The organism is Thalassospira xiamenensis M-5 = DSM 17429 (genome assembly GCF_000300235.2).
Classification (GTDB): domain Bacteria; phylum Pseudomonadota; class Alphaproteobacteria; order Rhodospirillales; family Thalassospiraceae; genus Thalassospira; species Thalassospira xiamenensis.
The window spans coordinates 3,832,771-3,857,539 of sequence record NZ_CP004388.1 but is presented as its reverse complement, the minus strand read 5'-3'; the positions used below and the strand labels follow the sequence as shown (position 1 = coordinate 3,857,539).

At 56.6% G+C, this 24,769-nt stretch carries 20 protein-coding genes; 9 read left to right on the top strand and 11 right to left on the bottom strand.

Annotated elements, in window-relative coordinates; translation table 11 throughout:
- The first annotated feature begins 15 nt into the window (after positions 1–15).
- Positions 16–576 (top strand): TlpA disulfide reductase family protein, encoded by a 561-nt coding sequence (locus TH3_RS17950; protein ID WP_007092017.1) that lies wholly within the window; start codon positions 16–18, stop codon positions 574–576.
- 6 nt (positions 577–582) lie between these two features.
- Here the strand turns inward: TH3_RS17950 and rbsK are convergent, their stop codons facing one another.
- The 8 genes from rbsK to TH3_RS17910 all read right to left on the bottom strand — a co-directional run bounded on the left by rbsK (position 583) and on the right by TH3_RS17910 (position 9,114).
- Positions 583–1,506 (bottom strand): ribokinase, encoded by a 924-nt coding sequence (gene rbsK / locus TH3_RS17945; RefSeq protein WP_007092018.1) that lies wholly within the window; start codon positions 1,504–1,506, stop codon positions 583–585.
- A 152-nt stretch (positions 1,507–1,658) separates the two neighbouring features.
- Entirely contained in the window at positions 1,659–3,125 is a 1,467-nt protein-coding gene (xylB, locus tag TH3_RS17940; RefSeq protein WP_007092019.1) for a xylulokinase, read from the bottom strand.
- 184 nt (positions 3,126–3,309) lie between these two features.
- Complete coding sequence (locus TH3_RS17935; protein WP_007092020.1) at positions 3,310–4,197, bottom strand: 3-hydroxybutyryl-CoA dehydrogenase; 888 nt, start codon at positions 4,195–4,197, stop codon at positions 3,310–3,312.
- An 81-nt stretch (positions 4,198–4,278) separates the two neighbouring features.
- Positions 4,279–5,214, bottom strand: coding sequence for an electron transfer flavoprotein subunit alpha/FixB family protein (locus tag TH3_RS17930; RefSeq protein ID WP_007092021.1), 936 nt, complete (start codon positions 5,212–5,214; stop codon positions 4,279–4,281).
- 15 nt (positions 5,215–5,229) lie between these two features.
- A complete protein-coding gene (locus TH3_RS17925; protein WP_037987118.1) occupies positions 5,230–5,979 on the bottom strand; it encodes an electron transfer flavoprotein subunit beta/FixA family protein in 750 nt (249 codons plus the stop codon).
- A gap of 242 nt (positions 5,980–6,221) precedes the next feature.
- On the bottom strand, positions 6,222–6,794 hold the full coding sequence (locus TH3_RS17920; RefSeq protein WP_007092348.1) for a cob(I)yrinic acid a,c-diamide adenosyltransferase: 573 nt from the start codon (positions 6,792–6,794) through the stop codon (positions 6,222–6,224).
- Between the two features lie 54 nt (positions 6,795–6,848).
- Complete coding sequence (locus TH3_RS17915; protein ID WP_007092349.1) at positions 6,849–7,043, bottom strand: twin transmembrane helix small protein; 195 nt, start codon at positions 7,041–7,043, stop codon at positions 6,849–6,851.
- A gap of 127 nt (positions 7,044–7,170) precedes the next feature.
- Positions 7,171–9,114, bottom strand: a complete 1,944-nt coding sequence (locus tag TH3_RS17910) for a sigma 54-interacting transcriptional regulator (protein WP_007092350.1) — start codon at positions 9,112–9,114, stop codon at positions 7,171–7,173.
- 212 nt (positions 9,115–9,326) lie between these two features.
- On the opposite strand from TH3_RS17910, the gene TH3_RS17905 reads away from it, so the two are divergent.
- The 7 genes from TH3_RS17905 to TH3_RS17875 all read left to right on the top strand — a co-directional run bounded on the left by TH3_RS17905 (position 9,327) and on the right by TH3_RS17875 (position 16,876).
- Positions 9,327–10,796, top strand: coding sequence for a CmpA/NrtA family ABC transporter substrate-binding protein (locus tag TH3_RS17905; RefSeq protein WP_007092351.1), 1,470 nt, complete (start codon positions 9,327–9,329; stop codon positions 10,794–10,796).
- A 1-nt stretch (position 10,797) separates the two neighbouring features.
- The gene (ntrB, locus tag TH3_RS17900; RefSeq protein WP_007092352.1) at positions 10,798–11,628 is read left to right on the top strand and encodes a nitrate ABC transporter permease; all 831 of its coding nucleotides are present in this window, start codon (positions 10,798–10,800) and stop codon (positions 11,626–11,628) included.
- 11 nt (positions 11,629–11,639) lie between these two features.
- The gene (locus TH3_RS17895; protein WP_007092353.1) at positions 11,640–12,569 is read left to right on the top strand and encodes an ABC transporter ATP-binding protein; all 930 of its coding nucleotides are present in this window, start codon (positions 11,640–11,642) and stop codon (positions 12,567–12,569) included.
- Between the two features lie 36 nt (positions 12,570–12,605).
- Entirely contained in the window at positions 12,606–13,046 is a 441-nt protein-coding gene (gene cynS, locus TH3_RS17890; protein WP_007092354.1) for a cyanase, read from the top strand.
- A 279-nt stretch (positions 13,047–13,325) separates the two neighbouring features.
- Entirely contained in the window at positions 13,326–14,030 is a 705-nt protein-coding gene (locus TH3_RS17885; protein ID WP_007092355.1) for a glutathione S-transferase N-terminal domain-containing protein, read from the top strand.
- Positions 14,031–14,170: 140 nt separating this feature from the next.
- Entirely contained in the window at positions 14,171–15,349 is a 1,179-nt protein-coding gene (locus TH3_RS17880; protein ID WP_007092356.1) for an adenosylhomocysteinase, read from the top strand.
- 183 nt (positions 15,350–15,532) lie between these two features.
- Entirely contained in the window at positions 15,533–16,876 is a 1,344-nt protein-coding gene (locus tag TH3_RS17875; RefSeq protein WP_007092357.1) for a ferredoxin reductase family protein, read from the top strand.
- A gap of 76 nt (positions 16,877–16,952) precedes the next feature.
- Here the strand turns inward: TH3_RS17875 and TH3_RS17870 are convergent, their stop codons facing one another.
- The 3 genes from TH3_RS17870 to ccrA all read right to left on the bottom strand — a co-directional run bounded on the left by TH3_RS17870 (position 16,953) and on the right by ccrA (position 22,387).
- On the bottom strand, positions 16,953–19,052 hold the full coding sequence (locus TH3_RS17870) for a methyl-accepting chemotaxis protein (protein WP_007092358.1): 2,100 nt from the start codon (positions 19,050–19,052) through the stop codon (positions 16,953–16,955).
- Between the two features lie 233 nt (positions 19,053–19,285).
- Positions 19,286–20,953, bottom strand: a complete 1,668-nt coding sequence (locus TH3_RS17865; RefSeq protein WP_007092359.1) for an acyl-CoA dehydrogenase family protein — start codon at positions 20,951–20,953, stop codon at positions 19,286–19,288.
- Positions 20,954–21,106: 153 nt separating this feature from the next.
- Positions 21,107–22,387: a crotonyl-CoA carboxylase/reductase gene (ccrA, locus tag TH3_RS17860; protein ID WP_007092360.1), complete on the bottom strand. Its 1,281-nt coding sequence runs from the start codon at positions 22,385–22,387 to the stop codon at positions 21,107–21,109.
- Positions 22,388–22,689: 302 nt separating this feature from the next.
- On the opposite strand from ccrA, the gene TH3_RS17855 reads away from it, so the two are divergent.
- On the top strand, positions 22,690–24,747 hold the full coding sequence (locus TH3_RS17855; RefSeq protein WP_007092361.1) for a protein meaA: 2,058 nt from the start codon (positions 22,690–22,692) through the stop codon (positions 24,745–24,747).
- The last annotated feature ends 22 nt before the right edge of the window (positions 24,748–24,769 follow it).

The window sequence follows — 24,769 nt, the reverse complement described above, 5'->3', positions numbered from 1 at the left end:
GGAAAGGTGAGTATTGTGAAGGCATTGCTTCGTTACGTAAAACTGGGCGTGATTGTCGCCATATCGGCCATTTATGCAAGCCCTGCCTTTGCAGATACGCAATTGCCGCAAGAACTTTCGAAAATGGAGACGGTGCCTGAGGGCTCAAGCCTGCCGGAAAAGGCGGTTTTCATCGAGGCCGATGGCAGCGAAAGTGACCTTAAGAACCTGAAAGGAAAGGTTATTCTGGTCAATCTTTGGGCGACATGGTGCGCACCCTGCATTGAAGAAATGCCCGATCTTGATCGACTGGCGGCGAAAATGGATGGCAAGCCGTTCCGTGTTCTGGCGCTTAGTCAGGATCGCGGTGGGGCGGAAATCGTGCAGGAATTCTTTGATGAAAACGGAATCGGCCATCTTGATGTCGTGCTTGATCCGCGCGGGGCAACCGCACGGGCCTTTGGCGCGCGCGGCCTTCCGACCAGTTTCGTGATCGATGCCAACGGGCAGGTTATCGGCAAACTGGAAGGCACGGCCAAATGGGATGCCGACGGGGTTATCGACTATTTCAACAATCTGATTGATGCCGCGTCCTGATTGGGATCAATCAGCACTTTCCATCAGTGATAGTACCTGATCAAGGGTCGGGGCGGCGTCGGCAGCACCATAGCGCGTGGTCGCCAATGCCCCGGTCGCACAGGCAAACCGGACGGCATCACGCAATGGTCGTCCGTCATGCAGGGCAACGGCCAGCCCGCCATTAAAGCAATCCCCCGCGGCAACCGTATCAATTGCGGCAACGTCAAAGGGTTCGACCCTGCCCGACTGGTCGCCGTCGGAATAAAATGCGCCCCTTGATCCCATTTTGATCACCACGATACGCGCGCCCATTTCGTGCAGTTTTGATGCGGCCGCGTGGGCGGTTTCATCATTGTCGGGGTGAATGCCGGTCATGGCAGAACATTCATTGATATTCGGGGTGACGATGTCGGTCAGTTCCATCAGATCGCGCAAAACAACCCGGTCGGGCACCGGTGCCGGATCAAGGATGATGGTTGCGCCAGCTTCGCGGGCGTATTTCATTGCGCAGGCAATGGCAACAACCGGGCATTCGAGCTGCACCAGCAGATAATTGCAATGTTCCAGAAACACCTGTTTTTCGCGGATGTCGGCCCGGCTCATGGTCATGTTTGCCCCACCGGCCACCGTGATGATGTTTTCGCCAGCATCGTCGATGGATATCAGGGCGGTTCCGGTCTGGGCGTCGGCCGACTGGATCAGCTGGTTGGTGTCAAAGCCTTCGGCGTTCAGGGTATCGATCAGGCTGCGTCCCAGAACATCATTGCCGATTTTGGAAATGAAAACAGGCATTTGCCCCAGTCGTGCAACGGCAATCGCCTGATTGCATCCCTTTCCGCCCGGGCCGGTCATGTAATCCTTGGCCGATACGGTTTGGCCGGGTTTGGGCAATTGGGCAACGCGGGCGGCAAAATCGATATTGGAACTTCCGACGATGGCAATGGTCATGGACTATCCGATTAGAAAATTTCTAATACCTTTTACTGATATTGGCATCTTTTCAGGTGTTTAAAGAACCCGGATGCAACATTTCAGGTGAAATGCATCACACCGCTGAAAGGCCGGTCAGGTAAGGGAATCGGTATGGTCTGATGACGTATTCAGACAGGTTGGAATTCATCGCGCAGGGCAGCATAGATTCGTCTGAATTTGGCAAATCGCGGCTGATAATCGGCATGTTTGCGCATATCGGGTTCGATCACTTCCTGAATGACCGGTTTCTGGCAGACATCCTCGACCGTTTCGTGATCAAGTGCCAGCCGCCCCAGACGGGCCGCGCCAAATGCCGGGCCCTTGGCCGCCCCTTCGTATCGGGCAAGCGGACATCCCATGATGTCGGATATCAGTTGAATCCAGTATCGGCTGCGCGCGCCGCCGCCAATGACACCGGGCAATTCGCAATGCGTTCCGGCGGCATGCAGGCGCGATTGCCCGTCCAGAAGGGCAAAACCGACCCCTTCGAGTACCGATTGCACCATTGTTTCGCGCGATGTGTCACTGCCAAGGCCAAAGAACACGCCGCGTGCATAGGGATCGTTATGCGGGGTCCGTTCGCCATTAAGGTAGGGCAGGAACACAACATCCGACGGGGCCTTATGCCCGGCTTCGGTCCGTTGCAGCAATGCGCCGATATCCTTTTCCCCCAACAGGTTTGCCGCCCACAAAAGGCAGCTTGCCCCGTTAAGCAGTACGGCCATCTGGAACCAGTGCTGCGGCACGGCATGGGCGAAGCTGTGCAGAAGTTCGTGGGGTTTCGGGCGATAACGGTCCGATGCCACGAAAATCTGTGACGAGGTGCCAAGCGAAATGAAGCCGTCGCCATGGCTGACCGCGCCGACACCGATGCCACCGGTCGCGGCATCGCCGCCACCACCGGCGACAATCACGGTCGGCTTCATGTCCCAGCGCGCGGCCAGTTCACCGCGCAGATGGCCTGTGGGGTCGCTTCCTTCGGCAAGGCGGGGTAGTTGGGCGATATCCATGCCGGTTGCGGCAATGGCGTCAAAATTCCAGCTGCGGCTTTCTTCATCAAGCCAGAGCGTACCGGCGGCATCCGACATTTCGGTGACCTTTTCGCCGGTCAGGCAGAAACGGATGTAATCCTTGGGCAGCAGGACGGTTTTGATTCGGGCAAAGATTTCGGGTTCGTGTTTGCGCAGCCACATCAGTTTGGGCGCGGTCATGCCGGGCATGGCAACCACACCGGCCCGCGATGGCAGATCGGGCAGGGCGGCCTGCAATTCATCGCATTCGGCCTTGGCCCGGCCGTCATTCCACAGGATCGCCGGGCGGAGCGGTTTATCATCGGCATCAAGGATCACCGCCCCGTGCATCTGGCCGGACAGGCCGATGGCCCGAACCGCGGCAAGGGCTTTGGGGTTGGATGATTTCAACTGATCCAGCGCCGTGCAGGTCGCAGCCCACCAGTCATCGGGGTGCTGTTCGCTCCAGAATGGTTTGGGGTTGCTCAGCGTCAGGGGCACATCGGTTTCGGCGACGGTGAGCGAATGTTCATCCATCAGAAGCGCTTTAACGGCAGATGTGCCGACATCTATTCCGAGAAACATGTGGGACGGCCTCCTGGGTCCTGACCTGGACTCTTTTTTTGGTCTTGGTTACTTGGCCGTCATCATAGCAGGGCAATTTCTGATCGAAAGATCAAAAGCTTTGCACGTTGGTTAAATCATCAATCCAATGCAAAAAGGCCACCGCAGCGATGCGATGGCCCTTGAATGCGTAACCTGGCAATGATTAGCGGGTCGGAACCGGCTCGTCACCGCTATAGTCATAGAAGCCGCGGCCGACCTTGCGGCCAAGCCAGCCGGCTTCGACATATTTGACCAGAAGCGGGCAGGGACGATATTTGGTATCGGCCAAGCCATCATGCAGGACATGCATGATCGACAGGCAGGTATCCAGACCAATGAAATCGGCCAGTTGCAGCGGCCCCATCGGATGGTTTGCGCCAAGGCGCATGGCATCATCGATGGACCGGACATTGCCGACACCTTCGTAAAGCGTATAGATCGCCTCGTTGATCATCGGCAGCAGAATGCGGTTGACGATGAAGGCCGGGAAATCTTCGGCACTTGCCGTGTCTTTGCCCAGTTTTTTGGTCAATTCATGAATGGTGCGATAGGTCGGCTCGTCCGTGGCAATGCCGCGGATCAGTTCGACCAGCTTCATCAGCGGCACCGGATTCATGAAGTGCATGCCCATGAATTTCGACGGGCGGTCAGTATAGGATGCCAGACGCGTCACCGAAATGGACGAGGTGTTCGTCGCAATGATGGCCTCGGGGCCCAGAACCGGACACAGAGCCTTGAAAATCTGTTTCTTGGTTTCTTCGTTTTCGGTTGCGGCCTCGATCACGAGATCGCAGTCAGACAGGAAGCTGTATTCCGTACCCGTGGTAATCCGGGCGAGGGCTGCTTCTTTCTGTTGTTCGGTGATCAGGTCTTTCTTGACCTGACGATCCATGTTCTTGCCAATCAGGCCAAGCGCCTTGTCGAGCGCCTCTGCCGATACGTCAAGCAGTCGGACGTCGTAGTCGGCAAGTGCAATCACATGAGCAATGCCATTGCCCATCTGACCGGCGCCGATTACGCCAATGGTCTTGATATCTTCAAGCGAAGCCATTTGTTCCCCACTCATCCCCAAGGGTCAAAACAAGGTCAGAACAACGTTCTTTAGATTGTTCTGACCCTAGATGGGATCTGATTATTTGTCGAGTTCGCTCGCCAATGCGGGAAGGGCCTCGAACAGGTCCGCGACAAGACCGTAATCGGCAACCGAGAAGATCGGTGCTTCTTCGTCCTTGTTGATCGCAACAATGACCTTACTGTCCTTCATGCCGGCAAGGTGCTGAATCGCACCTGAAATGCCTACCGCAATGTATAGCTGCGGTGCAACAACTTTGCCGGTCTGGCCGACCTGCCAGTCGTTCGGGGCGTATCCCGCGTCGACGGCGGCGCGCGAAGCACCAATGGCAGCGCCGAGTTTATCGGCAATCGGTTCGATCAGGTGGAAGTTCTCGCCCGAGCCCATACCGCGACCGCCAGAGATGATAACGCTGGCTGCGGTCAGTTCCGGACGTTCCGACTCGGTCAGTTCCTGACTGACAAAAGCGGATTTTCCGGCATCTTTCGCAGTTGCGATATCTTCGATGGTTGCGGAACCGCCTTCGGCCGCGACCGGATCAAAGCCCGTGGTACGGACCGTGATCAGTTTCAGGCTGTCGGACGACTGAACGGTTGCCATCGCGTTTCCGGCATAGATCGGACGGACGAACGTATCGGCACTTTCGACATCGGTGATGTCGGAAATCTGTGCGACGTCTTTTAGTGCTGCAACGCGGGGCATGAAGTTTTTGCCCGTGGTCGAGGCGGCGACCAGAACGTGGCTGTAATCACCGGCCAGTTCATTGACCAGACCCGCCATGTTTTCGGCCAGGAAATGGCCATAGGCCGCGTTATCGGCAACCAGAACCTTCGAGACGTCCGCAACCTTTGCGGCCGCATCTGCAACCGCACGGCAGTTTTCGCCCGCGACCAGAATGGTGATGTCGCCACCGATTTTCTGTGCGGCGGCAACGGTATTGAGCGTTGCGCCCTTCAGTTCGGTATTGTCGTGTTCGGCAATAACAAGAATGCTCATTTGATCGGCCCCCGCTTAAATCACTTTGGCTTCGTTGCGAAGCTTGTCGACAAGCTCGGCGACGCTGGCAACTTTCACACCTGCCTGACGTGCCGGTGGTTCCGTCACTTTCAGGGTTTTCAGGCGCGGCGCGGTGTCGACACCAAGATCAGCCGGGCTTAACGTATCAAGCGGCTTTTTCTTGGCCTTCATGATGTTGGGAAGCGACGCATAGCGCGGCTCGTTCAGGCGAAGGTCGGTGGTGACGATGGCCGGAAGATCGATCTTGATGGTTTCAAGGCCACCATCGACTTCGCGGGTGACGTCAAGCTTGCCATCGGCAACGGCGACCTTGGACGCGAATGTGCCCTGCGGCCAGTCCAGAAGGGCGGCCAGCATCTGACCGGTCTGGTTGGCGTCGTCATCAATGGCCTGTTTGCCGAGGATCACGAGATCCGGGCTTTCCTTGGCAACGACTTCCTTGAGAAGTTTGGCAACGGCAAGCGGTTGCAGTTCGTCGTCGGTTTCGACCAGAATGCCGCGATCGGCACCCATGGCAAGGGCGGTACGCAGTGTTTCCTGACACTGTTTCACACCCAGCGATACGGCGACCACTTCGGTCGCGGTGCCGGCTTCCTTGAGGCGGACGGCCTCTTCAACGGCGATTTCGTCAAACGGGTTCATGGACATTTTGACGTTGTTCAATTCAACGCCAGACTGGTCCTGTTTGACACGGATCTTGACGTTGTAATCCACAACGCGCTTAACGGCGACAAGAACCTTCATGACAGACCTGTTCGTTTTTGTTGTCGAAGCTATAGGCTTGCTGCGTTCTGCCGGGGCAGTCCGTAGCGGGGCCCGATGTTACTGTTTTCCCCGCGATGCACAATAGGGGGTGCTACGGGGCTTGTCAATTTACGTAAAGAGGTTAACGTTAACGATAACCTCTTTACTGAAATTCTGAAGTATCTGGCGGCATTGATAGGCAACCAGCCCCCGAAAAGACAGGGATTTATTCGAATATTTGCCTAGCGGGTCAGGCCGGGTTGCCACAGGATATCGTCCTTGCCGCCATTATTGGCATGACGGGCCAGAACGAACATATGGTCCGACAGGCGGTTGATGTAACGCACCGCTTCGGGGTTGATTGCCTCGATTCCCGAGAGCTCCACAATCAGCCGTTCGGCGCGGCGCGATACGGTGCGCGCGACATGAAGCTGGGCGGAAAGGGCGCTGCCGCCGGGCAGGACAAAGGATGTCAGCGGGTCCAGATCGGCATTGATCGCATCGATTTCGGCCTCAAGCCGTTCGGTTTGCGTGGCCGTAATGCGAAGGGCCGGGCGTTCCGGGTTATCGTCGCTGCCGTCACCCGGCGTGCACAGATCAGCCCCAAGATCAAAAAGATCGTTCTGGATCCGGGCCAGCATGGCATCAGCGTCACCGGTCGCATGCAGGCGGGCAACCCCGATCACCGCATTGGTTTCGTCCACCGTGCCATAGGCCGCAACGCGGACATCGTTTTTGGCAACGCGGGTGCCATTGCCAAGGGCGGTTTTACCCTTGTCGCCGGATTTGGTGTAGATGCGGGTCAGTTGAACCATCTTGAATTCCATTATTCTGAGACGTGACTTTCTGAGGCTAGACCTTCGGCGGGCTTATTTGCCAAGCGCCATGAAGGACAGGATGACCAGCAGCAAAAGGGCGATCCCCTGTACGAGCACGCGAAGCTGCATCAGCTTGTTGGATTTTCTGGCATCCTTGCCGCGCGCCATGGTGACGATGCCAAGAACCAGAATAACCGCGACCGCGGCCATCGCGATCAGAACGCCAATCTGTAAAAATCCAGCCATACCGGACTACTCCTTTGTGCCGCCCTTGCGGTGGTAATGTGCCGGGCGGGGCGACATGCTGCGTCAAACTGCGGGCGGGGGCAAGGTCGCAGATCGAAAAATCTTTGCGATTTCTGATGACTGGTTCCTATTGCTGGCCGGATGGCGTGAAATCGCGCCGGTCAATCCGAAGCTTTTTGATCCGCGATGCCAGTGTTGTCGGCTTTACATTCAAAAGGGCCGCCGCGCCATCGGGGCCAAAAATCCGGCCGCGTGTGGTTTCAAGGGCGCGGATGATATTGTCATATTCACGTTTGCGCCGGTCATCTTCGGTGAGGATTGCGGATGCGTGGTTTATCTGATCACGCGCGGGGTCGGCATTGCCGGGGTCGGTTTCGCGGCGATTGGGTTCGGGCAGGTCAAAATTCAGTTTACCATCACGGGCCAGAATGGCAGCACGTTCGATAATGTTTTCAAGTTCGCGCGCATTGCCCGGCCAGTCATATTTCATCAGGCTTCTGACCTGCCCGTTGGTCAGGGTCAGTTGCGGGATGTTCAGCCGCTGGCAGATATTGCGCAGGAAATGTGTCGCCAATGGCGGGATATCGTCGGGCCGTTCGCGCAGCGGCCGACATTCGATGGGAAATACATTGAGGCGGAAATACAGGTCTTCGCGGAAGCGGCCGAGCCGGACTTCTTCCTTGAGATCGCGGTTGGTTGCGGCCAGCAGGCGGACATTGACCTCGCGGGTGCGTTCCTCGCCGATGCGTTCGAATTTCTGATCCTGCAAAACACGCAAAAGCTTGCCCTGTAGCTCCAGCGGAATTTCACCGACCTCGTCCAGAAACAGTGTGCCGCCATCGGCCAGTTCGAACCGGCCGACGCGGTCGCGCACAGCGCCGGTAAAGGCACCGCGGACATGGCCGAAAAACTCGCTTTCGAACAGTTCATGGGGGATGGCGGCACAGTTTACGCGCACCAGAACGCGGTCGCGCCGGTGGCTTGCCTGATGGATGGCGCGCGCGATCAGTTCCTTGCCGGTCCCCGATTCCCCGGTGATCAGGACGTTGGCATCGGTGGGTGCGACCAGATCGATCTGTTTAAGTGCACTGTTGATCGCCTCGGACTGGCCGATGATTTCATGGTGGTTGTTGGTTGAGAGGATTTCTTCCTGCAGATAGGCGTTTTCAAGTTCCAGCCTTTCGCGAAGGCGATCAACCTCGGCCAGGGCGGCATGCAGCTTTTCCTCGGCAATTTTGCGTTCGGTGATATCGCGAAACACGATCACAGCACCAATCACCAGCCCATGATCGCGGATCGGGGTGGAGGTATATTCAACCCGGATCGGTTTGCCGTCGCTGCGCCAGAAGACTTCGTCGTCAACGCGCCGAACGATGCCTTCGCGAAACGCATTGTAAATCGGGCAATGTTCGGCGTGGTAGGGATCGCCATTGACATGCGAATGGTGGATGATCGAATGGATTTCCTTGCCCACCAGTTCCTCGGCCGTCCAGCCCAGCATGCGTTCGGCGGCGGGATTGACAAAGGTGGTGACGCCGTCGCTGTTGACCCCGTAAATGCCTTCGCCCGCCGCACCCAGTATCAACTGGTTTTCGCGTTCGATTTCACGGAAGAAACGTTCGGCGCGCCGCCATTCGGCAATGCCTTCGCGCAGGTAATTATCGGCCTCTGCATCAACGTCGCGGCGGTGGCGGGCATCGAGATCACAAAGGATGATGATCAGGTAATCCGCGCCCTCCCAATGCAGGGCGCGGGCTTCGTGTTCAAGCCGGATTTCGGTGCCATCCGCATGCATCAGGTTCAGGCCCCGTGTCCAGGCAAAACCGTGATAAAGGGCCGCCTGACTGAACACCACAAGGCTTGGCACCTGTCCCTTGTGCAGGCTGCTCATGGCGGTGGATTTAAGGTCCGTAATGCTGCGGCCCAGCAAATGCGCCGCCGCCTGATTGGCAAACATGATGCGATCACTTTGCGGATGCACCAGCAAAGTCGGATGAATATGCGATGCAAGGGCCTGTTGATACAGGGCGTCCGAAACCGTTGGGGGTGGCGGGTTTGCAATCTGATCCATCGTGATCGGCCTACGATATTTCGTAAATATGGTTACGAAATATCGTAAATTACGAAATTTCGTATGGCCTGAGATTGCGCCTGTTTCGGGCCAAAGTCCAGTCTTTCCCTAGAGTTTGTCGCGCCGCACAAATCTGGCACGCCGGTTGCTGTTATCACCCCGAATATCGGTGTCGCCTGACGGGCGGCGTAAACAAAACAGGGGGTGACCACATGTCTATCAAAAGTCTGGGCGATCCATTCAGTGGCGAAAGCGATCTGCGGCATAGCAAATCGTGCGGCTGCGAGGCTTGCGCAACCGGCAAACATCACCATGCCGGTCATGACCATCACGAAGACACATACGATCTGGCATCGATGCCTGCACATAGCGACATGGTCGCGGATGGCGCGGCGTCACCGTCTGGCAAGCTTGCCAGCAGCGAGGAAATGCTGGATCGCGCGATTGAAAGTGCGGTGGTCCGCTCTGTCTTCGGGCATAACGAGATTTCACGTCGTTCCTTTGCCAAAATGGTTGGTAGCGGCACGATGATGGCGGCACTGGCATCCGTCCTGCCGCTTGATAAGGTCAAGGCGGCCATCCTTGATGATCTGGGCACGCCGGAAAAGACCAAGCTTAATATCGGTTTTGTTCCGATCACCTGTGCGACCCCGATCATCATGGCCCAGCCGATGGGCTTTTATGAGAAATACGGTCTTGATGTTGATGTGATCAAAACCGCGGGCTGGGCGGTTGCACGCGACAAGTCATTGAATAATGAATATGACGCGTCGCATATGCTGACCCCGATGCCGCTTGCCATCACCATGGGGGCCGGGTCGACCGCGACCCCGTTCCTGATGCCGGCGGTTGAAAACATCAACGGGCAGGCGATTGTCCTGCATAACGACCACCTTGATAAACGCGATCCGAAACAGTGGAAGGGCTTCAAGTTCGGTGTGCCGTTCGAATATTCGATGCACAACTTCCTGCTGCGTTATTACGTCGCCGAACATGGCCTTGATCCGGATAAAGACATCCAGATCCGTGTCGTTCCGCCGCCCGAAATGGTCGCAAACCTGCGTGCGGGTAACCTTGATGGCTATCTGTCGCCCGATCCGTTCAACCAGCGTGCCGTCTGGGAAAAAATCGGTTTCATCCACACCCTGACCAAGGATATCTGGGAAGGTCATCCGTGCTGTGCGTTTGCCTGTTCCAAGGCATTTGCCGATGAAATGCCCAATACCTATGGCGCGCTTCTGAAATCGATTGTCGATGCGACGCAATACGCATCCAAGCCGGAAAACCGCAAGGAAATTTCGGCCGCAATCGCACCGACCAACTATCTGAACCAGCCGGTGCCGGTCATCGAGCAGGTGCTTACCGGGCGGTATGCCGATGGTCTGGGCGAGGTCAAAAACGTGCCGGATCGCATCGATTTCGATCCGTTCCCATGGCATTCGATGGGGGTGTGGATTCTGACGCAGATGAAGCGCTGGGGCTATATCGACGGCGATGTCGATTACAAGAAAATCGCCGAAGAAGTCTATGTCGCGAGCGATTGCGCCAAGATCATGAAGGACCTTGGCTATGAAGCGCCAGACAGCACCTATCAGAAATACACGATCATGGGCAAAGTGTTCGATCCTGATCAGCCCGAGGCCTATGTCAACAGCTTCCCGATTGGCAAAGGGGTAAGCTGATATGATCGCATCCCTGAATGCCAGGGCGCTGCTGTTGTCTGCTGTTTTGCTGGCGGTTCTTCTTGGAATATGGGAGGCCGCCAGCCCCCAGCAGAAACTGGGCAGTGAACTGACAGAATATGAAATCCTGATGGGCGGGGCGGAGCCAAAGGCCGCCGTGCCGCCGCCATCTGCGGTATTCGTCAAGGCGTGGGAAGAACTTTCCAACCCTTTCTATGATGCCGGTCCCAACGACAAGGGGATTGGCATTCAGATCGGTTATTCGCTTTATCGCGTGCTGTCGGGCTATTTTCTGGCCGCGGCAATTGCCATTCCGGCCGGGTTCCTGATCGGTATGTCGCCATTGATGTATCGGGCACTTGATCCGTTCATCCAGATCCTTCGCCCGATCTCGCCGCTGGCGTGGATGCCGCTTGCGCTGTTTGTCATTCAGGACAGTCAGGCATCGGCGATCTTTGTGATCTTTATCTGTTCGATCTGGCCGATGCTGATCAATACCGCCTTTGGCGTTGCCGGTGTGCGCAAGGATTGGGTCAATGTCGCGCGCACCCATGAGCTTGGCACGCTTAAAACCGCGTGGATCGTCATTCTTCCGGCGGCGGCACCGACCATCCTGACCGGGATGCGGATTTCCATCGGGATTGCGTGGCTGGTGATTGTGGCCGCCGAGATGCTCGTGGGGGGTACCGGCATTGGCTATTACGTCTGGAACGAATGGAACAATCTGGATCTGACCAGTGTGATCTTTTCGATCCTGATGATCGGCCTTGTCGGCATGCTTCTTGATACGGCGTTCGCCTATTGCGCCCGTCTTGTGCAGTACCAGGAATAAGGAAAAGCACCATGCCAACACCCTTCCTGAGCGTACAGGGACTAAGCAAACGGTTTCCCGGCCCCAAGGGCTCCGATCCGTTAACCGTGTTTGAAAACGTCAATCTTGGCATCGAAAAGGGCGAATTTGTCTGCATCATCGGTCATTCGGGCTGCGGCAAATCGACGATCCTTAATATCCTTGCCGGGCTGGACGAGCCGACCGACGGCGCGGTGATCATGAATGGCAAGGAAGTATCGGGGCCAAGTCTTGATCGCGGCATCGTGTTTCAGAACTATTCCCTGTTGCCGTGGTTATCCGCGCTTAAAAACGTGACCTTTGCCGTGCAGGCGCGTCATCGCAACTGGACCAAGAAGCAGGTCCATGATCATTCGATCAAATATCTGGAAATGGTGGGCTTGACCGGCGGGGCGGAGCTTCGCAAGCCATCGCAATTATCAGGTGGTATGCGTCAGCGCGTTTCGATTGCGCGGGCCTTTGCCATTCAGCCGGAATTGCTGTTGCTGGATGAACCGTTTGGGGCGCTTGATGCCCTGACGCGGGGCAGCATTCAGGATGAATTGATCCGCATCTGGGCCGGGTCGGATCAGACCGTTTTCATGATCACCCATGATGTGGACGAGGCGATCCTTCTTGCCGACCGCATCCTTCTGATGACCAACGGCCCCTATGCGCGGGTCGCGGAATCGGTTCAGGTCGATATCGAACGCCCGCGTGTCCGCGCCGATATCATCCATCATCCCGACTATTACGACATTCGCAACCATCTGGTCGAATTCCTCGCCAAACGGTCCCGCGAACTGGCCGGAAAACGCGACGAGGATGGCGTTTCCGAACCGAACGTCATCCGTTTTGGCCTGAACGGGCCGGTCGCCAATAAATCCAACAAAGGTGCCGGGGAAACACCTGCGCGTGCGCGGGTGGTGAATGGTGCCGACTAATTCGTAACGACACAGACAGTGAAGTGGAGAAAAGCTGTGAAAAAAGCAGATGTGAAAGAACTGATCATTACGTCCAAAAAAGCCAAGGGCCTTGGCTGGGAAGAAATCGCCAGCAAGATCGGCATGTCCCCGGTCTGGACCACCTCGGTCTGCCTTGGCATGAATTCCGCGCCCAAGGAAAAGGCCGATATGCTGGTGGCGCTGCTGGAGCTTCCGGCGGAGGCATCCGCCGTGTTGCAGGAATGCCCGATGAAAATCTGGGAACAGGCGGTGCCGACCGATCCGGCGGTTTACCGCATTTATGAAATCATGGGCGTTTACGGCGAAACGATCAAAGAAATCATCCATGAGAAGTTCGGTGATGGCATCATGAGCGCGATTGATTACGAAATGTATATCGAACGCAAGGCCGATCCGAAGGGGGATCGTGTTGTTGTGACCCTTGATGGCAAATTCCTGCCTTATCGTGCGTGGTAATATCGCACGCGGTTTAGGCAATCCCATATCGGCAGCGGATGAATACTGATCCGAATGTCGCAGTCCAGTCAGGCCAATCTGCATGTGCGGGTTGGCCTGATCTGTTTTTGTCGCAGGACTGAAACAGGGCGGGAAACAGTCAATTGCCAAATTCGCGCTGGCGGGAAGGCCGTCTTGTCCTGCATCTTGGGGACATCACGTTGGATAAGGGTTGATGGTCTGGCGCAATGTGCGATCCCATCAACTGCCATGACCCTCATCAGGAAGGATAATAATCAGATGGCTGATCTGTCCGCATTTGACATCACCAAGCGATGGCCAGCGAAGAACCCCGATATCCTGCAGCTTTATTCCCTGCCGACGCCGAACGGGGTCAAGGTTTCGATCATGCTGGAAGAAACCGGCATCGATTACGAGCCGCATTTCATCGATATCGGCAAGGATGAAACCTGGACGCCGGAATTCCTTTCGCTGAACCCGAATGGTAAAATTCCGGCCATTCTTGATCCGAACGGGCCGGATGGAAAACCGGTTGGCCTGTTTGAATCGGGGGCAATTCTTTTGTATCTGGCGGAAAAAACCGGAAAATTCCTGCCATCTGATCCGATTGCCCGGATCGAAACCATCCAGTGGGTGTTTTTCCAGATGGCGGCGATTGGCCCGATATTTGGTCAACTTGGCTTTTTCCACAAATTTGCCGGGCGCGAGTATGAGGATAAACGCCCGCGGGATCGGTATGTTGGGGAATCCAAACGTTTGCTGGGGGTTCTCGAAACCCGTCTTGCCGGGCGTGACTGGATCATGGGTGATGAATATACCATTGCCGATATCGCGACCCTTGGCTGGGTGCGCAATCTGATCGGTTTCTATGATGCCGGGGCACTGGTTGATTATGACAGTCTGAAAAACGTTCCGGCATGGCTTGAACGCGGGCTTGCGCGACCGGCGGTCAAGCGTGGTCTGGAAATTCCGGCGCGTCCTTAGTTTGCCGGGGTTGTGTAATCAATTGGCCCGCCGGATGAAAAATCTGACCAGCCGGTCAGAAATGCTTTTCATCCGGCCGGGCTGGGATTAACACATGGGGGTAATCCAGTATTCGTCCCACGTTTCAAGCGAGCCCACCCATGACCACCTCGACGACCAGCCGTATCAAGGATCCGGCACTTGCCGCCAATATCACCGATGAAACCCTTGCCTGGCGCGAGGTGATCTGCCCGGTGACCGCCAAATACGGCAATTACGTTGCCAAACGCGACCTGCGTGACAAAACCATCGTCAGTTTCCAGCACGTTCTTGAAGACACCATTCCGACCCTGCTGCCGTTTGTCAAAGCGGGTGCCACGGTCAAGGTGGGCGCGTGCAACCCCGACAGTACCGATGATGTTGCGGCGGCCTATCTGGCGGCGAACGGGGTCGAGGTTCATGCCTTTTCCGGCATGACGCCCGATGAATATGCCAAAAGCATCGATATCCTGTCAGACAGCCCGGCCGATATCGTGGCCGATATGGGTGGGGAGCTGATCGAGGCGTTCGTGAAAAAGGGCCATAAGGTTGATGGCGCGCTTGAAGCGACCACGACGGGTGTTCACCGCGTTGAAAAGCTTGATTTCACCTTCCCGGTCTTTAACTGGAACGATATCGCGATCAAGGATCGTCTGCATAATCGCCATCACGTGGCGCAGGAAATGTGGCCGGTGTTTTCCAATGTCACCGGTCTGGCGCTTTATGGTCGTTCGGTTCTGGTGATCGGTTTTGGTCCGGTCGGGCGCGGCGTTGCGGAACGGGCGCGCAATCTGGGTGCGGTGGTATCGGTCGCCGAACGCGATCCGGTCCGGGCCCTTGAAGCCCAGCATCACGGTTGCCGGGTTGTTGGCCTTGAAGACGGGCTTCGGGAGTGTGCGATTGTCGTTACCGCGACGGGTTTTTCCGGCATCCTTGGCGCGGATCAGATCAAGCTGGCGCGTCGTGGTGTCATTCTGGTCAATGTCGGGCATTCCAATACCGAAATTGACGTCAAATGGCTTGATACGCAGGAACGCACCCGCATGCGCCGTTATATCGAGCGTTTCACGCTTGAGAATGGCAAGGAAGTTTACCTTCTGAACCGTGGAAGCCTTCTGAACCTGGCACCGGGCATGGGGGGATCGGGCAAGGATCTGTTTGATCCGTTTTCGGCCATTCTGATCCGCGGGATCGACTGGCTGGCATCGGGTGGGGCATCGTCATTCAAGCCGGGATTCTATGCCTATCCGGCGGATGTCGAACGCGAAATTGCCGAGGCGGTTTTGCATTCGCATAGCTGACAGGACGGGAAATGCAACAGGGCGGGGATATCGATTTCCCGCCTTTTGTATCAGAACCGGTATTTTGATACGGTTTGATACAAGTTAATGCCCCATTTGGCATAATATGGTGAAGTTTTTCTGGTTAGTTCATTCCGTTGTCGGGGTGTTCCCGGCTGCGGGGTGACATTCGGGACCACGATCATGAAAAACATATCCTTCATTTATGCCGGTTTTCTTTCTGTGATTACGCTGCTTTGGCTGGCGGCCAATCCGGGCCTGTTCGAGGTTGCCGAATTCATTCAGCTTCGAAATTTCATGGTCCAGTATTTTGGCACCCTGTCGATTGCTATCATGAGCCTGATCATGATCCTGGCGACACGTCCGGTATGGCTTGAAGATTATACTGGCGGCTTGGATAAAACCTATCGGTTGCATAAATGGCTTGGCATTACGGTTCTGGTGACATCCGTGATCCACTGGCTTTGGTCGAATGGCCCGAAATGGGCATCGGCCCTTGGTCTGATTGAAGGCGGTCGGCGCAGGTCGCATGGGGATCAGACCGGATTTTCCCAGTTACAGGGCTTCTTTGCCGGTCAGCGCGGCTTTGCCGAGGGGATTGGCGAATGGGCGTTCTATGTTGCCGCGGCCCTGATGATTATTGCGCTGATCAAATGGTTTCCCTATCGCTGGTTTGCCAAAACACACACCTTTATCGCTGCGGCGTATCTGGTGCTGGTGGTGCACGCGACGTTGCTGTTTGAATTTGGCAACTGGATCAGCCCGATTGGCATTGTGACGGCTGTGCTTCTGATCGCGGGCACGATATCGGCATGTATTGTCCTTGCCGGGCGGGTGGGCCGTAACCGGCAGGTCGCCGGAAAGATCGTCAATCTTGTGCGTCTGCCTGATATCGATACCGTGCAGATCACCATCATGCCCGAGGCGGGCTGGAAGGGGCACAAGGCAGGGCAGTTTGCGTGCGTTGCCTTTGGGGATGACGAACGCCCGCATCCCTTTACGATTTCCTCGCACTGGAACCCGGAATTCCCGCAGATAACCCTGCTGGTGAAGGCACTGGGCGATTATACGGAAACATTGCCGGATAATTTGCGCGTCGGGGGTGACGTCCGGCTTGAAGGGCCCTATGGCCGGTTCACCTTTGGGCAGGGCAATGATCGTCAGGTCTGGATTGCCGGTGGTATCGGTTTGACCCCGTTCCTTGCAAAACTTGAAGAACTCGCGCTGAAACCGGCTGCGGGCGAACAGAAGATCGATTTCTATCAGGTCGCCCCGAGCGAGGATGCGACCCTGATGGACCGTATCAGGCAACTGGCGCACAAGGCCGGTGTTACCCTGCATGTCTGGCGTGATGATGTGGATGGCCTTTTGAAAGCGGACCGGGTTCGAGCCGATATCCCCGACTGGCATGCCGCCAGTTTCTGGTTCTGTGGGCCACAGCCGTTTGCCGCAGCCCTGAAACGCGATCTGGTCCGCGAGGGGTTGCCTGCCAAATCATTCCATACCGAACTGTTCGAATTTCGCTAGGTCAAAATGCAAAAGGGGCAGGTCTTGTGATCTGCCCCTTTTTTCAATCTGCGATCTGGCGGGCAGCCCGATCTGATCAGGCGCGATATCCGATGCGCAGATTGCCCCATTGTTCGCCGTTCACGACAACCGGGATGTCGCATTCCTTCATGAACACGACTTCCGATCCCATGTCGCGGAAATAGGTCTGCAACAGTTTGGGTTTGGTGTTGCGCGCCGCCATCAGGCCAGCCCGGTCGTCAAAGATGCGCCGGTTGCGGCAATTGCCCATGTTCCATGCCGGTTCACCGGGGCGCTGTGGCTGGCTGTAAACCTTGTTATGCGTCGGCAGGAAGCCGTTGATATCCACCCCGGCGGCAAACACGATATGTTTGTCCTTTTGCAGGATTTCTTCCTGCAAGGGGGTGAAATGCCGGTCGGTAAAGGGGATATAGGGCGTCATGAACTGTATCGGATCAGAGCCCTCAATCGGTTCGTAGCGGGGACGGAACAGATCATCTTTGCGGATCTCGCCATTGCGGATACCGTTTTCGAGTGTCTTTGCCAGTTGGGCCGCCAAGGGTGCGCCCAGTTCGGCGATCTTGTTGTCGTGATCGCGGGTTTTTTGCAAAAGCCCCATGATCGTGCGGTTGGCGTCTTCGTCCAGTTCGGTGAATTGGACATGCGATCCCAGACCTGAAACCGCCTTCAGGATGCCATGCAAACGCGTGCTGCCATCAAGCAGGATCGAAACCGGTTTGCCATTGTCCTGATCGCTGGCCTTGATGCGCGCCAGAAGACCGGCAACCGACATATCGGCGGAAACGCCTTTGCGTTTGTCGCCATTGCCGAAATCCATTTCGATATCAACGGCAATCGGGACGCGTTCCTGATTGCGGCGGTTGCTGCTGTCACTGGTGCGCAGAACAACGCGGAACCGGTTTTCCATTTCGTTGATATCCTTGCGGATATTCGAAGAAAGAATACGCAGGTTTTCCGATGTCTTGCTGGCATTGTGCGATCTTTCACTGGCCAGTGCGATGTCGCTGGAAATGCCCTGCATATGGGTGGACACTTCCTGTGCGCTGGTTGAAATCTCGCTGATGGCGGCGGTCTGTTGCTGGACGGATGATGCGATATCCGATGAAAGCTGGCTGACTTCGTCAATCGCGCCGCCGATGCCCTCAATCGCGCCAACGGCGTCGGAGGTTGCGTCCTGAATGGCGGTGATCTGGGCGTTGATGTCGGAAATGGCTTTTTCGGTTTGGGATGCGAGGTTTTTCACCTCGTTGGCAACAACGGCAAAACCCTTACCGGCATCGCCCGCGCGGGCGGCTTCGATGGTTGCGTTAAGCGCCAGCATCTTGGTCTGATCGGAAATGCGTTTGACGATATCGACAACCTTGCCGATCTCGCTTGCGGTGTCTGACAGGCTGTTCATCGTGACCGATGTTTCCTGTGCACGGGTCACGGCCTGACTGGTGATGTCGTTGGTTTTGTGGATGCGATCGGCGATTTCCTCGCTCGATGCCTGCAGTTCCTCGGTCGCGGAGGCGACGGTGGAGACATTGTTGCTGGCAATGGCGGTGGTTGACGTGATCCGTTCCACCAGTTCCGACAGATCATGCGCATCGGATGCCATGGTTTGCGCGACGTCATTGGTGCGCCCGGCCTGAAATCCGACTTCGGCGATGATGTTATCGGTTTCGCGTTCGATGATTTCCGACATCGACTGGATTTCCGATGCCGACCTTGCCTGTGCCGCGTGGCGTTCGGCCTTGGCCATCAGGCAGGCCATATCGCCCATCAGCATCGAACGGCAGGCATCGAGAACGCCGGGATCGCGTCGGCCGCGTCCCTCGGATGCTGCCAGTCTGGCGAAATTTTCGATTGTGTTGTGGTAGGCCTGCACGATGCGGCTGGCGGGGATGCCGGCAATGGCATCGGCCAGAATGTGATCGGCAAAGCAGGCATCGAAATCCGATCCGCTATTGGCGGCCATCAAGGTGCGCAGGCGTTTGGCCAGTTCGCTGACATGGGCCTTCGGATCGTGCGGATTGCGGCTGCTTTGGCCTGTGCCAAACAGCTCGGCCAGAAGGCTTTCGGCGAGCTTGTCGGCATGTTTGTCAAAGATTTCACGCGCAGCATTTGCACGCGTGAAAATTGTATTTTCCGGTGATGCAGACGCGTGATTCATGAAACGTCTCTCCCTGTTTCCCCATCGGCACATCAGGCCGCGCAGGCTTCGATTTTTCGGTTTTTTACCTGCTGATTAAGGTAATGTTACCACCGTCGGGTGGGTATAGAGATATCATACTTTAGGTTGACACAAGAAAGAGGCCCGTCAAGGGTGACGGGCCAAGTTTGCCCAGGTTTTTCACCGGGGCCACGGTTCGCTAGAGAGACGACATCAGGGGGGCCAATCGTTGGCTATCGGCCCAGAAGACCGCGGGTCACCACATGCGCCTGTATTTCGGCCGCCCCTTCGAAAATGTTCAGGATGCGGGCATCGCACAGAACCCGGCTGATCTGGTATTCAAGCGCGTAGCCATTGCCGCCATGGATCTGAAGCGCGTTATCGGCGTTCGACCACGCAACGCGCGCGCCCAGAAGCTTTGCCATGCCGGCCTCGATATCGCAGCGGATATCCTGATCTTTCTCGATGGCGGAAAAATAGGTCAGTTGGCGCGCGATCATGGTTTCAACCACCATCCAGGCGATTTTGCCGTAAACCCGCGGGAAGCTGTAAAGCGGATTGGAAAACTGGATGCGGTCCTGTGCATAGCGCATCCCGATTTCAAGCGCGTTCTGGGCGACGCCAACGGCACGCGCAGCCGTCTGGATGCGCGCCGATTCAAAGGTCGCCATCAATTGTTTGAAGCCCTGGCCCTCATCCCCGCCCAGAAGGTTTTCGGCCGGGACTTCGAAGCCGTCAAACGACAGTTCGTATTCCTTCATGCCGCGATAGCCAAGCACCTCGATCTCGCCGCCGCTCATGCCCTTGGCCGGGAACGGATCGGTATTCGTGCCGCGCGGCTTTTCGGCAAGCAGCATGGATAGCCCGCGATATCCGGTTTCATCGGGGTTGGTGCGCGCCAGAAGCGTCATCAGGTCGGAACGCGCCGCGTGGGTAATCCATGTTTTGTTGCCGGTGACCTTATAGGTATCGCCATCCTTGGTCGCGCGCGTGCGCAGATGCGCCAGATCCGATCCGTTATTGGGTTCGGTGAAGACCGCGGTTGGCAGGATTTCACCCGATGCCAGTTTCGGCAGGTAATGTTCTTTCTGCGCGTCGGTGCCGCCAAGGCGGATCAGTTCGGCGGCAATTTCGGACCGGGTGCCAAGCGAGCCCACCCCGATATAGCCGCGCGAGAGTTCCTCGGTCACGACGCACATCGCGGTTTTGCCCATGCCAAGCCCGCCGTATTCTTCGGGGATGGTCAGGCCGAAAACGCCCAGTTCGGACATCTCGTTGATAATTTCAATCGGGATCAGTTCATCGCGTTCGTGCCAGCCATGGGCATGCGGGCTGACCTTTTCATTGACAAAGCGCCGGAACTGGTCGCGGACCATATCAAGGGTTTCGTCTTCAAGCCCGGTTTCGCCAAAGCGGCCGGTATCAAGGCTGTCCTTGATCTGGTCGGCAATGGCGCGCCGGGTGGCGTCGCTGTTGCCCGAACCGGTCAGGGTCGCAACCGCGCGGCTGTCGCCAAGGGCGGCTATCACATCGCCGGGAACGCCAAGGGTTGAAAGACGGATGAACTCGCCCTGCGACATCGCGATGCCGCCCTGAATTTGTGCGAGATATTCGCCAAAGGCCGCCTGAAGGATCAATTGTTCAAGCGTTCCGAATTTGCCCTGCGTTTCAAGGCGTTCAGACCATGCCTTCATCTGCTTAAGGGCTGTGACATAGGTGGAAAACCATGCAAAGCCATGGGCGGCATACTGGTTTTCATCCAGTGCGCTGGCATCGATTTTGCCATCCACCGTCACGCTTTCGCGCATGGCGGTTTCGGCGGCGTGATGCACCGGGGCAAGGGCCGCCAGCGCATCATCGCAAAGCCGGGTCAGTTCGGGCAGCAGGGCATTATCGCTCATCGGTCTGATCCTCGGGTTCGGTCCATCTGGTGCATGAAGCAGACTATCATTGTTGTCCTGCCGGTTGGGCAAGGATTGAAAAGTGGCAGCCCCGATGCGGATCGGGCGAGAACGCATCAGGGCCACCAACGGTCAGTCGACGCTTTATGTGGGTTAGGCGTCGACTGCTTCTTCAAGGGTGCGCATGCCCGGGCGTTTGGCCTGAACCAGAACGGCCATGTTTCCGGGCTTGTGTTCGTTGCGCATCATCTTCATATGCGCACGTGGAATATCGTCCCAGCCGAAAACTTCGGACATGCTGGGATCGATGCGGCGTTCAATCACCAGCTTGTTGGCCTGGGCTGCCTGTTTCAGGTTGGCAAAGTGGCTGCCCTGAATGCGTTTCTGGCGCATCCAGACAAAGCGCGCATCGAAGGTCAGGTTAAAGCCCGTCGTCCCGGCACAGAACACGACCATCCCGCCGCGCTTGACCACGTTGCACGATACGGGGAAGGTCTGTTCGCCCGGATGTTCAAAGACGATATCAACGTCATTGCCCTTGCCGGTGATGTCCCAGATCGCCTTGCCGAATTTGCGGACTTCTTTCATATAGTCGCCAAATTCCGGGCCATTTACGGTTGGCAACTGGCCCCAGCAATTGAAATCCTTGCGATTGATCACGGCCTTGGCCCCAAGGCCCAGCACGAAATCGCGTTTGCTTTCATCGGAAATCACGCCAATCGCATTGGCACCCGCCGTGGTGATCAGCTGGATCGCCATGGATCCAAGGCCGCCCGAGGCCCCCCACACCAGAACATTGTGGCCGGGGCGCAGGATATGCGGGCGATGGCCAAACAGCATGCGGTAGGCGGTGGCAAGGGTCAGCGTGTAACACGCACTTTCTTCCCAGGTCAGGTGTTTGGGACGCGGCATGAGCTGCTGGGCCTGCACGCAGGTGAACTGGGCAAAGGATCCGTCCGGTGTTTCATAGCCCCAGATGCGCTGGGTGGGCGAGAGCATCGGGTCGCCGCCGTTGCATTCCTCGTCATCGCCGTCATCCTGATTGCAGTGAATGACGACCTCATCGCCGACTTTCCAGCGTGTGACCTTTGACCCGACCGCCCAGACAATGCCCGACGCATCCGATCCCGCGATGTGATAGGGCAGGTCATGCACGTCAAAGACCGAGATCGGCTTGCCAAGCGACGCCCACACACCATTATAGTTCACACCCGCCGCCATCACGAGGACGAGGACCTCGTGGCTGTCGGGCTGGATGACGGGCAGGACTTCGCATTGCATGGCGGTATCGGGTTCGCCGTGACGTTCACGGCGAATGGCCCAGCCATACATATTTTTCGGCACATGACCCAGCGGCGGGATTTCGCCGATTTCATACAGGTCTTTTTCTTCATGACCACCACGGAACGGCAGAACTTCAGCAGTCGTATTCATGGCCTTCACTCCTTGTTCGGGGTCGATCCGGGATGCGCTGTAAATGGCTGGTAATAAAATTACCTTGTGGTGCGCTGCGGTCGACGAATCCTCCAAGCCACGGAACTTGTGATATTTTCCCTGAAATGCACCGGTTTCCCTTGGGTTTTAGCCGGGTTCCCCGAATGCTTTCTTAGTTTTTGCTTTTATCGCGTTGCACAAATTGTTATATAATTATCCAAGTGATGTCTAGTAGGTAATTTAATAACGTTTTCTTGTAATAAACATAAAGCTTTTGGGTAATAAAGATACGCGAGGTCGCCATGTCGATGGAAAATCAACGCAGTGCAGCAAAGCCGGAACGCGACCGCCCGTGGTTGATCCGTACCTATGCCGGGCACAGTTCGGCCAGCGCATCGAACGCGCTGTATCGCCAGAATCTGGCGAAGGGGCAGACGGGGCTGTCGGTCGCGTTCGATCTGCCGACCCAGACCGGTTACGATTCGGACCATGTTCTGGCGCGCGGCGAGGTCGGCAAGGTCGGCGTGCCTGTATCGCATCTGGGCGACATGATGACCCTGTTTGAGGCTATTCCGCTTGATCAGATGAACACATCGATGACGATCAACGCACCGGCGGCATGGCTTTTATCGCTTTATATTGCCGTTGCCGAAAAACAGGGAACGCCGCGCGACAGCCTGCAAGGCACGACCCAGAACGACATCATCAAGGAATATCTGTCACGCGGGACCTATATCTTCCCGCCGGCACCCAGTCTGAAACTGATCACCGATGTTGCGGCCTTCACCTATCGCGAGGTGCCGAAATGGAACCCGATGAATGTGTGCTCGTACCATTTGCAGGAAGCCGGGGCGACTGCCGAGCAGGAACTGGCCTATGCGCTGGCGACCGCGATTGCCGTGCTTGATGCGGTCAAGGCATCCGGTCAGGTGCCCGAAGAAGATTTTGCCAAGGTTGTCGGGCGCATTTCATTTTTTGTGAATGCCGGTATCCGGTTTGTGACCGAGATTTGCAAGATGCGGGCATTTTGCGAATTGTGGGATGAAATCACGCGGGATCGTTACGGTATCTCTGACGAAAAATATCGCCGGTTCCGCTATGGCGTGCAGGTCAATTCGCTTGGCCTGACCGAACAGCAACCCGAAAACAATGTGTATCGCATCCTGATCGAAATGCTGTCGGTGGTGCTGTCAAAGAATGCGCGCGCGCGCGCCGTGCAGCTTCCGGCGTGGAATGAGGCCCTTGGTTTGCCACGCCCATGGGATCAGCAATGGTCGCTGCGCCTGCAACAGATCATGGCCTATGAAACCGACCTTCTGGAATATGACGACCTGTTTGACGGCAATCCGGCGATTGAACGCAAGGTCGGATTGCTTAAGGACGGTGCACGCGAAGAACTGGCGAAAATCGATGCCATGGGCGGGGCGATTGCCGCAGTCGATCTTGGTTACATGAAACAGGAACTGGTGCGATCCAACGCGCGCCGTCTGGCCGATATCGAAACCGGGCTGACCAAGGTGATCGGTGTGAATGCCTATACCGAAACCGAAGCATCACCCCTGACATCGGGGGAAAAATCGATCCTGACGGTCGATGACATGGCCGAACAGGAACAGATCGAAAAACTGAAAGAATGGCGGGCCGGTCGCGACCCGGCCGCGGTTGCCAGAAGCCTTGCCGATCTGGAAGCCGCCGCCCGCGAAGACCGCAACATCATGGAAAGTTCGATTGCCTGCGCCCATGCCGGGGTCACGACCGGGGAATGGTCGGAAACGCTGCGTCAGGTATTTGGCGAATACCGTGCGCCGACCGGCATCACATCGATGATCGTGACCGGGGATGCAGATGACATCAAAAACCTGCGCAGTCGCGTGGACGAGGTTTCCGAAAAACTTGGCGAACGGATGAAGATGCTGGTCGGTAAGCCGGGGCTGGATGGGCATTCCAACGGGGCGGAACAGATCGCGGTCAAGGCAGGCGATGCCGGGATCGACGTGCTTTATGACGGCATTCGCTGGACGCCTGATGAACTGGTGCGCAATGCCATCGACGAAGGCGCGCATGTGATCGGGCTTTCGATCCTGTCAGGGTCGCATGTGCCGCTGGTGCGCGAAGTCGTGAATGGGTTGCGTGCACACGGGGCGGGGCATATCCCGGTCGTTGTTGGCGGCATCATCCCGGATGCGGATATGCTTGTCCTGCGCCAGATGGGGGTATCGGCGGTTTACACGCCCAAGGATTACCAACTGGTCCGGGTGATTTCCGAAATTGTCGATCTGGTGGATCGCAAATCAACCGAACATCCGGCACCGCGTAACATCGAAGGCAAGCCGGAAGGGGCCGGAACGGCGATTTATTGATTGCGGCGGTTTTGCGGATTTG